Origin of the sequence: Pedobacter sp. MC2016-14, from assembly GCF_020991475.1 — a bacterium.
Classification (GTDB): domain Bacteria; phylum Bacteroidota; class Bacteroidia; order Sphingobacteriales; family Sphingobacteriaceae; genus Pedobacter.
This window is the reverse complement of sequence record NZ_JAJMPA010000001.1, coordinates 2253995-2267820: the sequence shown is the minus strand read 5'-3', so window position 1 is coordinate 2267820 and position 13826 is coordinate 2253995. Positions and strand designations below refer to the sequence as shown.

9 protein-coding genes are annotated in these 13826 nt (G+C 40.2%); 3 read left to right on the top strand and 6 right to left on the bottom strand.

The features are described from left to right. Window positions 1-3: 3 nt before the first annotated feature. From glgB to LPB86_RS09410, 3 genes are all read right to left on the bottom strand, one after another. Window positions 4-1920 carry a 1,4-alpha-glucan branching protein GlgB gene (glgB, locus tag LPB86_RS09420; RefSeq protein ID WP_230642768.1) on the bottom strand — a complete coding sequence of 639 codons (1917 nt, stop codon included), beginning with the start codon at window positions 1918-1920 and terminating at the stop codon, window positions 4-6. 10 nt (window positions 1921-1930) lie between these two features. Continuing rightward, complete coding sequence (locus LPB86_RS09415; RefSeq protein WP_230642765.1) at window positions 1931-4399, bottom strand: glycoside hydrolase family 31 protein; 2469 nt, start codon at window positions 4397-4399, stop codon at window positions 1931-1933. A 211-nt stretch (window positions 4400-4610) separates the two neighbouring features. Then, window positions 4611-7544 carry a TonB-dependent receptor gene (locus tag LPB86_RS09410; RefSeq protein WP_230642762.1) on the bottom strand — a complete coding sequence of 978 codons (2934 nt, stop codon included), beginning with the start codon at window positions 7542-7544 and terminating at the stop codon, window positions 4611-4613. A gap of 129 nt (window positions 7545-7673) precedes the next feature. Here LPB86_RS09410 and LPB86_RS09405 point away from each other — a divergent pair, with 129 nt between their 5' ends. Genes LPB86_RS09405 through LPB86_RS09395 form a run of 3 tightly spaced genes read left to right on the top strand, consistent with a single transcriptional unit; the run spans window position 7674 to window position 11489 of the window. Then, the gene (locus LPB86_RS09405; protein WP_230642759.1) at window positions 7674-10124 is read left to right on the top strand and encodes a penicillin acylase family protein; all 2451 of its coding nucleotides are present in this window, start codon (window positions 7674-7676) and stop codon (window positions 10122-10124) included. A gap of 3 nt (window positions 10125-10127) precedes the next feature. Next, window positions 10128-10478: a hypothetical protein gene (locus LPB86_RS09400; protein ID WP_230642756.1), complete on the top strand. Its 351-nt coding sequence runs from the start codon at window positions 10128-10130 to the stop codon at window positions 10476-10478. Between the two features lie 27 nt (window positions 10479-10505). Further along, complete coding sequence (locus LPB86_RS09395) at window positions 10506-11489, top strand: acyl transferase (RefSeq protein WP_230642753.1); 984 nt, start codon at window positions 10506-10508, stop codon at window positions 11487-11489. A gap of 4 nt (window positions 11490-11493) precedes the next feature. Here the strand turns inward: LPB86_RS09395 and LPB86_RS09390 are convergent, their stop codons facing one another. The 3 genes from LPB86_RS09390 to tyrS form a co-directional block, all read right to left on the bottom strand. Further along, window positions 11494-11946 (bottom strand): RES family NAD+ phosphorylase, encoded by a 453-nt coding sequence (locus LPB86_RS09390; RefSeq protein WP_230642751.1) that lies wholly within the window; start codon window positions 11944-11946, stop codon window positions 11494-11496. Beyond that, a complete protein-coding gene (locus LPB86_RS09385; protein WP_230642748.1) occupies window positions 11946-12425 on the bottom strand; it encodes an antitoxin Xre/MbcA/ParS toxin-binding domain-containing protein in 480 nt (159 codons plus the stop codon). The genes LPB86_RS09390 and LPB86_RS09385 overlap by 1 nt, the downstream gene beginning before the upstream one ends. Window positions 12426-12503: 78 nt before the next feature. Then, entirely contained in the window at window positions 12504-13790 is a 1287-nt protein-coding gene (gene tyrS / locus LPB86_RS09380; RefSeq protein ID WP_230642746.1) for a tyrosine--tRNA ligase, read from the bottom strand. Window positions 13791-13826: the final 36 nt, after the last annotated feature.

Sequence of the window (13826 nt, the reverse complement as noted above, 5' to 3'; positions counted from 1 at the left end):
AATTTACTTAATTTGCTTAAGAACTACAGCTGCCAGGGGCGGAACGTTAATAGTTATGGAATAATCTCTGCCATTGCAAGAAACCTGCTCCGGTACAGCTGCTTCGCCATTCACTTTACCACTACCAAAAAACTCAGTTGCATCCGTATTAAACAGCTCTGCCCATTTGCCTTTAAATGGCAACCCAATTCTATACTGCTCCCTGTAAACAGGCGTAAGGTTTAAAATCACAATTAGCGTATCCTTTGCTTTCTGTGCCTTACGAATATAAACGTAAATAGAATGCTGCCAGTCGTCCGCGTCTAACCATTCAAAACCGTCGTAAGAAAAATTGTTCTGATAAAGTGCAGGTTCTGTTTTGTAAAGCTGGTTTAATGCTTTTACCGTCTTCTGCATACCCGCATGAGAAGCATATTTAAGCAAATGCCAGTCAAGAGAACGGGTAAAATTCCATTCTCCATTTTGCGCAAATTCATTCCCCATAAACAACAGCTTTGTTCCGGGCTGCGTAAACATATAAGTGTATAAGGTTCTAAGATTCGCAAATTTCTGCCATTCATCACCTGGCATTTTATAAATCATCGATGATTTTCCATGAACCACTTCGTCATGAGAAAATGGAAGCATAAATTTCTCACTAAAGGCATAGGTGATGCTAAAAGTAAGCTGATGGTGATGAAATTTACGGTTAATGGGATCGTTTTTGAAATACTTTAAAGTATCGTTCATCCAGCCCATCATCCATTTCATACCAAAACCAAGCCCACCATCCATTACAGGATGTGTTACACCCGGAAAAGTGCTGCTTTCTTCTGCAATGGTTTGTACACCAGGATAATTGTTATAGACAGCCTCATTTAAATCTTTTAAAAAGGTAATAGCACCCAAATTTTCACTCCCACCATACTCATTAGTGGCTGCCTCCCCACCCTTTCTTGAAAAGTTAAAGTACAGCATAGAAGCTACTGCATCTACACGTAAACCATCAGCATGAAACTTATCCAGCCAGTACAATGCATTACTGATTAAAAAACACCGAACTTCAGGTCTGTCATAATTAAAGATATACGATTTCCAGTCTGGATGAAAGCCTTTACGCATATCAGCATGCTCATACAAATGAGTGCCATCAAAATTAAATAAACCATGAGAATCGCCCGGAAAATGCGATGGCACCCAATCCAAAATCACGGCTATATTTTGCTTATGCAATTCTTCAATCAGGTTCATCAGTTCCTGAGGCGTACCATGACGAGAGCTTGCAGCATAATATCCAGTAATTTGATAACCCCAAGAAGGATAATATGGATACTCCATAATCGGCATTAACTCCACGTGCGTAAAACCCATTTCTTTAACATACGGCACCAAACTAGTCCCTATTTCCTTATAGGTTAAAACGCGTGCGGGATCGGATGGGTCTCGTTGCCAGGATCCCAGATGCAGCTCATAAACAGAAATTGGCTGGTCTAAAGCATTTACCTTAGGCCGCTTGTTTAGCCAGCTCTTGTCTTTCCAGGAATAGTCCATTTCCCAGACTATAGAAGCTGTACGTGGCGGATGCTCCCATTTATTTGCAAAAGGATCTCCTTTCTCAAACACATTGCCATCAAAACCTTTAATGTGGAATTTGTAAATGGTGCCCTTGCCTATTAAGGGTATAAAACCCTCCCAAATACCAGAAGCATCCAGCCGTTTATACAAAATGTGGGAAGTCCTGTCCCATTCATTAAAATCACCGATCACCCCAACTTCCTGTGCATTGGGGGCCCAAACAGCAAAGTAAGTTCCTGAACTATTATCTACTGTGATGATGTGGGCACCCATTTTTTCGTAGAGACGAAAATGCTTACCAGTGACAAACAAAGAAATATCGAAATCTGTAAATAAACTGTAAACAGCTACGTTTTTGTTGGGCATATGTTATGGGTTAAACACCAAATATCTTAATGTCTGAAAAATTCTTGTTAGATTTAAAACGCAAACACTGATGTTCATCTATAGTAAAGCTAAACTCTACATCGTCAACGATCACCTTCTTAACTTCAAAAGGCATACCAATAACATTGTAATTGTACAATTCATAATTTGAAGTGTACAATCCATCTACATCCTGTACAATAGAGAGCGTATGGCTATCGCCCTTTACCACAAACTTCTTTTCAGAATATATGCCCTGCTCATACGCAAAGGTATCACCATGATCTTCATACAGATAAGAGTTTACCTCATAATCTGCATAGTAAACATTTAAGAGTACTTCTTCAATATGTTTCTCGCCTACATACTGCATTACGGGGTATTCAGGAACTACCGAACCCGCACGTACAAATAGCGGGATAATTTCCAGAGGCGCTTTGATATCGTGCTCCTTTCCACCACCTAATAATTCATGTGTCCAGTAATTGTACCACATTCCCTTGGGCAGGTACACAATTCTGGAAACTGCGCCCTGTTCCAGTATCGGACAAACCAATATTTTATCTCCAAAACTAAATTCATCCTGACGGAAATGGTTTCCAGCATTTACCTGTTCCATCATCACCAAGGGTCTTAGGATAGGGAATCCGTACCGGTGGTGTTCCCAGAATACAGAGTAGATATAAGGCATCAGTTTATACCTCAACTCAATAAATTTACGGTTGATACTGGTAAAAGGCTCGCCAAAGCTCCATGGTTCACGTTCTGCTGTATCACCGGCAGAGTGTGCCCGCATAAAGGGAGAAAACACACCCAACTGTATCCATCTGGTAAACAATTCACCATCTGGCTCACCGCTAAATCCGCCAATATCAGTACCACAAAATGGCACGCCAGAAATGGACATCCGCTGGCATTGAATACTCCCTATTTTCAAGTGTTCCCAGGTGGCCACGTTATCACCTGTCCACACACTGCTATAACGCTGCATACCAGCGTAACCCGCGCGTGTTATGGTAAATGGGCGCTTATTTTTCATCAGCTTCTTCAAGCCATCATAAGTAGAGCGCACCATTTGCATACCGTAAACATTGTGTGCTTTACGGTGCGAACCTCTGTAGCCGTCCAAATTGTGCCTTACATCATTTGGAAAGGTTCCTGAGCCAAAAACTGCAGGCTCATTCATGTCGTTCCATACACCAGCAACACCTATATCAACTAGTTCTTTGTACAAACCACCCCACCATTCCCGAACCGCAGGATTGGTAAAATCCGGAAACTGACATCTGCCCGGCCATACATGGCCTTCCATAAAATAATCATCACTCCTTCTGCAAAAGAAATTGTTCTCTTTACCTTCTTTAAAAACCCAATAGTTATCATCTACTTTAATACCCGGATCAATCATCACTACGGTCTTCATACCAATGTCGTTCAATTCCTTTATCATCCTTTTCGGATCCGGAAAATGCTTTTTATTCCAGGTAAAACAGCGGTAACCATCCATGTAGTCAATATCCAGGTAAATGGCATCACAAGGAATGTTCCTTGACCTGAAACCTTCTGCCACTTCCTTAACTTTACTTTCCGGGTAGTAGCTCCACCTACATTGATGATAGCCTATTGCCCATTTTGGCGGCATATGATGAGTGCCCGTAAGTGTTTGATAACGTTTTACGACGTCCATTAAATGAGGGCCGTGAATGTAGTAATATTGAAGTTCGCCCCCATCGGCCCAAAAACTGGTCTTTTCATGATCTTCCTTGCCAAAGTCAAAAAAAGACTTAAAGGTATTGTCAAAGAAAATACCGTAAGCCAGGTCGCTATGGACACCTAAATAAAAGGGAATGGTGCGGTATAATGGGTCGCGGTCCCAGCCAAAAGAATAAGCATCTGTATTCCAGTTTTCAAAATGCCGACCTCTAAGGTTAAAATTTCCTGATTTATCACCTAAGCCAAAAAAGTTCTCTTCAGGAAGACATTTTTTTGTGGCATACACATAATAGCCCCCGAAGTCAACATTCTCTTCCCAATGCATTGGAGAAGCATCTTCGCTCATCAACAACTGACTTGTATTTTCAATAAATGAAATATGGAAATCGCTTTTTCTAATTTTACAGGTAACCGTATTGGTTAAAATGGCATAATGGTCTTCGCGTTCTTCTAATCTAAATGTAGTCACCTTTTGATCTACTACAGGTACAGCATAAGAGAAATCGCCCAGAAATACGCCATGTGGTGCCAGCCTGATCCTAATAATTTCATCGCTAACTACCCTTACTTCTACTTTCGCTTCCCCATCAGAAAAATAGAACTTATTCCCGTCTGCTACAACACTTATAACAGAGGTGAGGTATTTTTTAACGATTTGCTGCAGATCTGTAACCGGATTATTAAGGTGCTGTATTGTTTCTTCAACAATCTCCTGGATATTCTCCTTATTTTTTATTTCCTTACCTTGTTCGTTTACTTCTTCCATAAAAATATACAATACTGCGATTTATACTAAATGTCTTAATTGATAAAACTAAGGTGTCGATTTTTAAACTAAAAGCCAAACATATAGCATAATATTTGAGCGCTAAAGGCTATGTTTTATTTTATTCTTTACTTCTAAATAAAAATGGCCGCAGCTTTACCAAACTGCGGCCATCTTAGCCAAGATCAATATGCGCTAACGCTCAAAATCTTTAAGGATTAAAAGTGATAGACATGTAATACAAGGCTCCAACTTCCGGATTACCAAAAGAGGTTTTGTAATACTTATTCAGTAAGTTTGAACCTCCTATTTTAAAGATAGAGTTTATAGAAGGTACTTTTAAGTTGGCTTGCGCATCAACGGTAGAAAAGGCTGGAACTTCACCAGCTGCAAATGATGATAACCAGTAATAACTATCTTGCCAACGGTATTGAACATTAAAGCCTACATTTTTAACCACCTCGCGGTTAGCAAAACCTACATTGAACCTTACTTTAGGCGTATTAAAGTCATTTTCATAATCTGCAGGCATTTTACCTAACGCATTTTGAGAAACGTTTCCGCTTAAGGTATATTTTCCAATCAGATAATCCAATCCCAGGGCACTTCCATAAGATGTTACCTTACCTGCAGCATTTACAGGCACGCCAAAACTGGTATAAGACTTTCCTGGCTCTGCTCTATATAGCGCTACTGAAGTAATAAAGTCTTTATACTGGTTATAATAACCATACACATCAATCAGCAATCCATCGGTAATTAAACCTTTATAGCCCAGCTCGTACGATTGTACACTCTCAGGCCGCAAGCCTTTAGGGTCAAAAGTATAAGGAACCAACAACGCAGCATTTGGAATTCCACCAGCAGCTGAATTAAGATAGGCGTTATAATCTTTCCTCAAGACACCTTTCCTATTGTAAAAATCATACTTAGTTAAGCTTTCAGGCAAACCTCCAATTAGTCTGGACTGTCCACCCAAAACAGACAGGTCTATGTATTGATTTTGTGTGGTCGGGTTACGATAACCAGTTTGGTATGACAAGCGGATGTTGTTATTTTTTGCAACCGTATATACTCCTGTAAACCTTGGTGTTACACGACCTTCAAAATTGGAATTTTTGTCGTAACGGGCAGCTAAAGTAAGTTTTAGCTTGTCGCTAAACAGCTTTTTACCCAGCTGTGCAAACGCACCGTATTCTTTAATGTTTATTTCGCGGTTTAAATCATCAAATATAGTACCACCAGACCGCAACTGATACAACCTGGAAGAAGCACCTACCTGAAGTTCAACTGCGTTCTTTAAAGCATTTGTAAAATTGTACATCCCTTCGTAATGATACAGGTTCGTTTTATCATCAAACCTTGCTCCATATACACTTTTAGAAGGATCAGCTTCATTGATTACGGTAGAACTGATGTTGGTATTCCTGATCTGATATTTGGCCTGTTCAAAGTTTGCAGAGCCAGGTAAAAATCTTCCTCTTCCTGTACTGTTTGCCGTTGCCCTGGCCAATGAGTTAGATGCTTCAACAGATTGCCCGGCTAGTCTTGACCCTATAAACGTGCCTACATATGCAGGAAACCAGGTTGTGCTAGGACTAGATACTTCATTGATAGATAAGCCCAACACGGCCGCAATGTAAGAATCACCTGATCTTTCCTGAGTAGTATATCCCCTTACGTAAAAATCATCTCCTTTAAGTTCCAATTTATATTGACCAATACTGAAATTACGCAAAGAGTAACGCTCTGTACCAGTATAAACAGAGGTTCCTGTTCCCCAGTTTACTTGTGCAATTGCCTCTATACTTTTAGTGATTCTATAATTTAATGAAATATTGGTTTTTAAGGATTTTGTATCGTTATCTACCAAGCTAGATTCATTATAACCATCTCTGGATACTGACTGATCTGGCAGCACAGAAGGATTTCTGATCCCATAAAAAAACGGCAAATATTGATTAGTAACAGCTGCACGTAAGGCTGCATTAGGTATGGCGTTAATTGCCCCAAGATAAGTAGCATAACTGGCATTAGCCGGAACAGCGCTCAAAAATGCCCTTGGATCAAGCGTATTCCCCGAAGCCGATAAAATTCCAGCTCTAACAGCAGGTTCAATACTGCCTTGAGTAATATTTCTCATATTCTGACTTACCTCGTCACCATACACATTGATCCCATCATAATTGGGATCAGAAGCCCTATCTCCTGACTTTACCCTATTATTTGCCCTGTCAAAATTGGTCATGTCATTTCCCTGCCAATCCTTAGCCTGTAAAAATGAAAAAGTAGCCTTTACCCCGAATTTATTGTTCCATGATTTAGCCAAACGCATATCAAACTGCTTGTATTCCTGTACAGCAGAATTGTTATCATTTACGTGATTTACACCTGTTTTGTATTGAAAACTTGCTCCTGGATAATTGAACGGGTTTTTAGAGGTCATTAAGAGTGTTCCGTTAATTCCCCCTGCACCATATAAAGCAGATGCCGCACCCGGTAGTAATTCTACATTGTCTACATCCAACTCAGAAAGCCCAACAATATTACCCACAGAAAAGTTTAAACCCGGAGCCTGATTGTCCATCCCATCAACAAACTGATTAAAGCGGTTGTTGCCATTTGAATTGAAACCACGTGCATTCACCGATTTAAAGGTTAAACTTTGCGTACTCATTTCTACGCCCTTTAAATTAAGGATAGCATCATAAAAGGATACACCCGGCAATTCCTTAATTGCAGAAGCACCAATGCGCTCTATGGTAACCGGCGATTCAAGGATCCGCTCTGGCGTTCTGGAAGCAGAAATAACAACCTCCTGACCTAGAATTCCACCAGATTCCAGTTCAAAATTTACACCGCCTGCAACACTGCTCACCTGGCGCTCTATAGGTGCATGCCCTACGTATGATACTACTATAGTAAAAGGCGGCCGCGCAGTGGTGTTGAAAGAATAATTTCCATTTTGATTGGTAGAAGTACCAGAAGTAGTACCCTTAATGGTAACACTTACTCCTGGAACCGGAAGCCTGGTTTCTTTGTCAGTCACGGTACCACTAACAACTATATTTTGAGCATTAACTGCTGAGGCGGAAAGCACACAAATTATAAAAATGTAAAATGCTTTAGTAGATTTTTTGATCATACGCTAATTTATGTTTGGTTATCAATAAGACAAACCTATGACAAAAAAAAATCAGGAACAAATTCTTTTTTTACGAGTGATGGTAGTGAATGCTTTTTATGTAAATTGCCGTAGCTAAATAGACGAAGTATGAGGAATAAAATAAAGGCATTTTTTTGTGTCCTGATCCCAATTTTACTGGCTTACATTTTTAACACCAAGTTTGGAGAAGTACCTCCCCTGCTTGAATTTCTTAATCCCTATACCGGATTTTGGCAAAATGCAGAAAGCATGAGTACAAGTCGTACCATTAAACATAATTTGAAAGGAAGCCGGGAATCAGTTGATATTGCCTTTGATGAGCAAATGGTTCCGCATATTTTTGCTAAGAATGACTACGATGTTTATTATGCGCAGGGTTACGTAACTGCCATGCACCGTCTTTGGCAAATGGATTTCCAAACCAGGTATGCAGCCGGAAGGATTTCGGAAGTTGTAGGACCCAAGGCAATTGAACTTGACAGATATCAACGCAGAATGGGAATGTTATATGGCGCCGAAAATTCGCTGAAAGGCATGATGGCAGATCCAAAATCAAGAGAAATGATTTTAGCCTATACCAATGGGATCAATGATTATATCCATTCTTTAAACGCGGCATCATTACCTATTGAATATAAAATCCTGGATTTTACACCTGAAGACTGGACGCCAATAAAATGTGCGTTGCTGCTAAAGCAAATGTCGGCAGTGCTGGCCATGGGATCTGATGAATTCTATATGACCAATATTCTAAAGAAATTTGGCCCCGAAGTCACTAATAATCTCTTTCCTGATTACCCGGATAGAGAAGATCCTATTATCCCAGCCGGTACACGATGGGATTTTGGTGATGCTTTAAAAGTACCTAAAACTCCACTTCATTACAATCAGCTCGTGACTAGTCGGGTACGTACCAAGCAAAAAGAAGACGGTATTGGTAGTAACAATTGGGCTTTATCTGGCAAGAAGACTGCTTCTGGTTATCCAATCCTTGCTAATGATCCACACCTAAACCTCACTTTACCCTCTATTTGGTATCAGATCCAACTCCATGCGCCAGGCTTAAATAGCTATGGTGTGTCTTTGCCGGGTGCTCCTGGTATTATAGTAGGCTTTAATCAACATATTGCATGGGGTGTAACCAATGTAGCCGCAGATGTACTGGACTTTTACCAGATCAAATTTAAAGACAGCAGCCACAAGGCTTATTGGTACAACAATCAGTGGAAAGCTACCAAGCAGCGTATAGAAACCATTAAAATAAGAGGCCTGGCCGAAGAAAAAGATACCGTAACCTATACCCATCACGGACCAGTTGTTTATTTTCAGCAGCCTAAAAAACTTTCCATGGCCAGGAATGTGCCCATAGGCAATGCGCTGAGATGGATTGCCCACGATTCATCCAATGAGTTAAAGACATTTTATCTTTTAAACAGAGGTAAAAATTATGCAGACTACCGTACGGCATTAATCTATTTCAGTGCTCCTGCACAAAACTTTATTTTTGCATCCGCAGATAATGACATTGCCATCACGCCAAATGGCCGTTTCCCTTTGAAATGGAAAAACCAGGGCAAGTTTATTCTTGACGGTTCCGATCCTGGGAACGATTGGCAGGGCTGGATTCCTGCAGCGCAAAACCCTACCGTTAAAAATCCGGACAGGAACTTTGTGAGCTCTGCAAACCAGTCTTGCACAGATCAAACCTATCCTTACTACATTAACTGGGAATTTAACGATTACAACCGTGGAAAACGCATCAATGACAGGCTTAAAATTATGCATAATGCTACTGCAGATAGCATTAGAATTATGCAGAGCGATGCTTACAGCATCTCCGCAGCAGACATTTTGCCTGTAATTGTGCCAAAAATGAATAACAGTACACTAAATGCCACGCAAAAAGAAGCTCTTAACCTGATCCAGAAATGGAATAAATATTATGATGCTAATGCTATTGCCGCAAGCATTTTTGACTTATGGTCCAAGCGCCTGTATTATGCCATTTGGGACGATGAATTTACCGTTAACGATGTACCGATGCGCTACCCCTCTGCAGATAGAACGTTAACCTTAATGATCAAAGAACCGACATCCAAATGGTTTGATAACATTAAAACGCCAAAAACAGAAAGCCTCGAAGACCTGATAAACAGTTCATTTAAGTATGCCTGCGATAGCCTGGAGCGTAAATACGGCCCAATTGGAAAGGATTGGGAATGGGCAAATGTTAAACATACCAATGTTCCACATTTGGCAAAAATTCCTGGATTTGGTTCAAAAACCCTGATGATTGGCGGTGCAAAAGGCACCATTAATGCACTTGCCGAAAGCAATGGCCCGTCATGGCGTATGGTGGTTGAACTTGGCAGTCCTTCACAATATCCTAAAGGTCATGGCGTATATCCTGGTGGGCAGTCAGGAAATCCTGGTAGTCCATTTTATGACAACATGATCAATACCTGGGCCGAGGGCAAACTTTACGACCTCAACTTTATGCAATCTGCAGGTGATATTCCCGGTAAAATAATCGCTCATTTAAAAACCTCCAAAAAATAACACATGGTCTTTATAGTAATACTTCTTGCAGCTTTTTTATTCCAATTGGTACTGCCCTGGTGGATCTCATTGGTCATATCTTTTGCCATCTGCGGTCTAATTGCTAAAACTGCAAAAATTGCTTTCTGGTCACCCTTTTTTGCCATTTGCATATTGTGGATTGCTATGGCACTTTTTAAAAGTCTGCCCAATTACAACATCCTTGCCGGGAGGGTTGCAGAAATGCTGTCATTAAAAGCCTGGTGGATGGTACTCTTACTTACCGGAATACTTGGGGGACTAGTGGCCGCAATAAGCGGCGTATGCGGATATCATTTCAGAAAGGCTGTGTTGTTAAAAAAAACGAATAACTAAGCAGCGGGTTTTCCGTATTTTTGCGAGGTGAACTCATTACTCCCAGACATATTCGCCATCACTAACGACACAGATTTTGAAGCCGCTGCAATTAAAGTTTTTCAACATCAATCTGCAAATTGCGCGGTTTACCATGCCTACCTCAGTAACCTCCACATCAATCCGGCAACTGTATCCAGGATAGACGAAATCCCTTTTTTACCCATCAGTTTTTTTAAAACCCATGAGGTAATTAGTGATAAGCACAGGCCAGAGCAAGTTTTCAGCAGCTCGGGTACAACAGGAATGGTGCAAAGCCAGCATTTAGTAACTGACGTTTCTGTGTATGAGCAAAGTTTCAACAAGGCTTTTGAATTATTTTATGGTCCGGTAACAGACATGTGCCTCCTGGCTTTACTTCCATCCTATCTGGAAAGGGATGGTTCATCGCTAATCTATATGGTTGATGCCTTGCTCAAACAAAGCAGCCATGCAAAAAGCGGCTATTTTTTACACAATTATCAAGAGCTATATACTACATTGTTTGATTTAAAGAAATGCAGACAAAAAACACTACTAATAGGCGTTACCTATGCGCTGCTGGATTTTATTGAGCACTTTAAACTGGATTTCCCTGAATTAACAGTAATGGAAACAGGTGGTATGAAGGGCAAAAGAAAGGAAATGGTGCGCGAAGAACTCCATGATCTGCTCACAAAGGGATTTGGTGTAAATGCCATCCATAGCGAATATGGAATGACAGAGCTCCTTTCTCAAGCCTACTCATTTGGAAAAGGGATCTTCAATTGCCCGCCCTGGATGAAAATTATCCTTCGAGATCCAAATGATCCCTTAACCTTGCTTCACAGCAACCAAACCGGAGGTATTAATGTGATTGACCTTGCTAACATCAACTCTTGCTCTTTTATAGCAACCCAGGATCTGGGCAAAACATACGCTGATGGCAGTTTTGAAGTTCTTGGACGTTTCGATAACGCAGATATTAGAGGCTGTAACCTATTGGTGCAGTAAAAAACTAGAACAACCGGCTATCAAAACTAAAACTTTTGGTTTCAATGATGCTAATTTGATCAGCAAGGGGATGGCTTACGTTCATTAAGTAGTTAAATTCATCCGCGATAATAGCCGAAGGAACCTGTAAAAGGAGAAATTCAGATTGCTTTACAAAGCGATCTCCTATATTTTGTAAAACCGGTGGAGCAGGATAAGTCCTCCAATCCTCAGGCAATTCATGCTTATCAATTATTTTGATGCTATTTTCCGGTAACTCAAAAAGAGTTAAGCATAGGTTTTTCGCATCGGTTAAGGTATTTGTATTGGCTAATACTTCCAATGCCGCTAAGGCACGGCTTGAGGCCATATAATGCAAAGGGGTACCTATAGAATTCCATCTCCCCCCAACTAATTTAGCACCAGTTCCGTTCAGGTCTTTTGCATGTTGGCAATTAGAAATGCGATACAATACCATTAGCTAAAAACACCATATTCTATCCTGCCTAAAATTTGTAATACCATATCAAAACCTATTGAGGTGTCTAGCAGGTACAAAGGTATTTCATTATTGAGTGCACGATTTGGATTGCGCATCCAGGTATTAAAAGCCTTTGTACTTCCCAAAACTTCTATTCCACGTTCATAGAGACGAGCCAGTTCTATGGCTCTGTCTGCGTATTCTGTTTTTACTAAAGTGGATGGCGTATAACGCTGTAAAGTACGTTCGGATATATGTAGCACGTTAGCTACTTCTTCTATAGTGAGTGAAATTTGCTTAGATAAAGCGGTTAAAGATTTTTTAGAAATCCCCTTTCGTGCCAGGTGCAACAAATCAAAATCAGTTGGGTTAGTGTACTGGGCGCCCATCATAGCTACCATAGGGGTATAATTTACACTACCATAAGCTACCATGGGTTCATTTACTAAGGCGATATCTTCAACTTTCTTTTTCATATCAGACAATTATACTCAAATATATACATTTTGTCCGAAACATTCTAATAATTCACATTTTTTTATAAACATCTGCGTTTACACGGCAATAATCAGGTAATAGTTCTTTTTACCTTTTTGAACAATGATAAATTGGTCATTTAACAAATGAGAGGTATTGATCACATCTGCAGGAGTAATCAGTTTTTCTTTATTTACCGCTATACCCCCGGCCTGAATCAGCTTTTTAGCTTCTCCTTTTGATGGTAATACCGTAGATTTCTCTGCCAGCAGTGTTGCAGCATCAATACCTTCCTCAAGCGCTGCTTTAGAAATTTCAAATTGAGGGATGCCCTCAAAAATTTCCAGCACCTGTGTTTCGTTTAAAGTTTTAAAAAACTCCAGAGAACCATTTCCAAACAAGAATTCAGAAGTTTTGATGGCTGTCTCTAAAGCTTCTTCACTATGCGTGCGAATGGTAATATCTTCAGCCAGGGCTTTTTGCAAGATGCGTAAATGAGGTGCTTCATTATGCGCAGCTTCCAATCCTTCTAACTCTTCTTTACTTTTAAGCGTAAAGATCCTGATCCATTTTTTAGTATCATCGTCACTTGCATTTAACCAAAACTGGTAAAATTTATAAGGAGAAGTTTTTTCAGGATTTAACCAGACAGCCCCACTTTCAGTTTTCCCGAATTTAGTACCATCTGCTTTTTTAATCAATTGCGTAGTTAACCCGTAAGCACTGCCTCCATCCTTTCTACGAATAAATTCTGTTCCGGTAACAATATTCCCCCATTGATCTGAACCACCCATTTGAATGATACAGTTGTGATTTTTCCATAAATAATAGAAATCGTAGCCTTGAATCAGCTGGTAAGTAAACTCTGTAAAAGACATTCCTGAATCTCCTTCCAAACGCTTTTTAACGCTGTCTTTGGCCATCATGTAATTTACAGTAATGTGTTTACCAACATCCCTGATAAAATCAAGAAAGCTAAAGTTTTTAAACCAGTCCATGTTGTTAACCATCATGGCACCATTACCAGCATCAGTAAAATTTAAAAACTTTGCCAGCTGAACTTTCATGCCCGCAAGGTTATGCTGCACCATTTCTTCAGTCTGCAGGTTACGCTCGTCAGATTTGCCAGACGGATCGCCCACCATCCCAGTTGCACCACCTACTAAGGCATAAGGTTTATGACCAGCACGCTGAAAATGAATTAAGGTCATAATCTGGGTTAAATGACCAACATGAAGAGAATCTGCTGTCGGATCAAAACCAATATAACCAGAACACATACCTGCATTTAACTTTTCTTCAGTTTCAGGCATCACATCATGCAACATGCCTCTCCAACGTAACTCTTCAATAAAATTGGTCATTATATATCTATGCTTTTGTGGCAAATATAGGGCAAA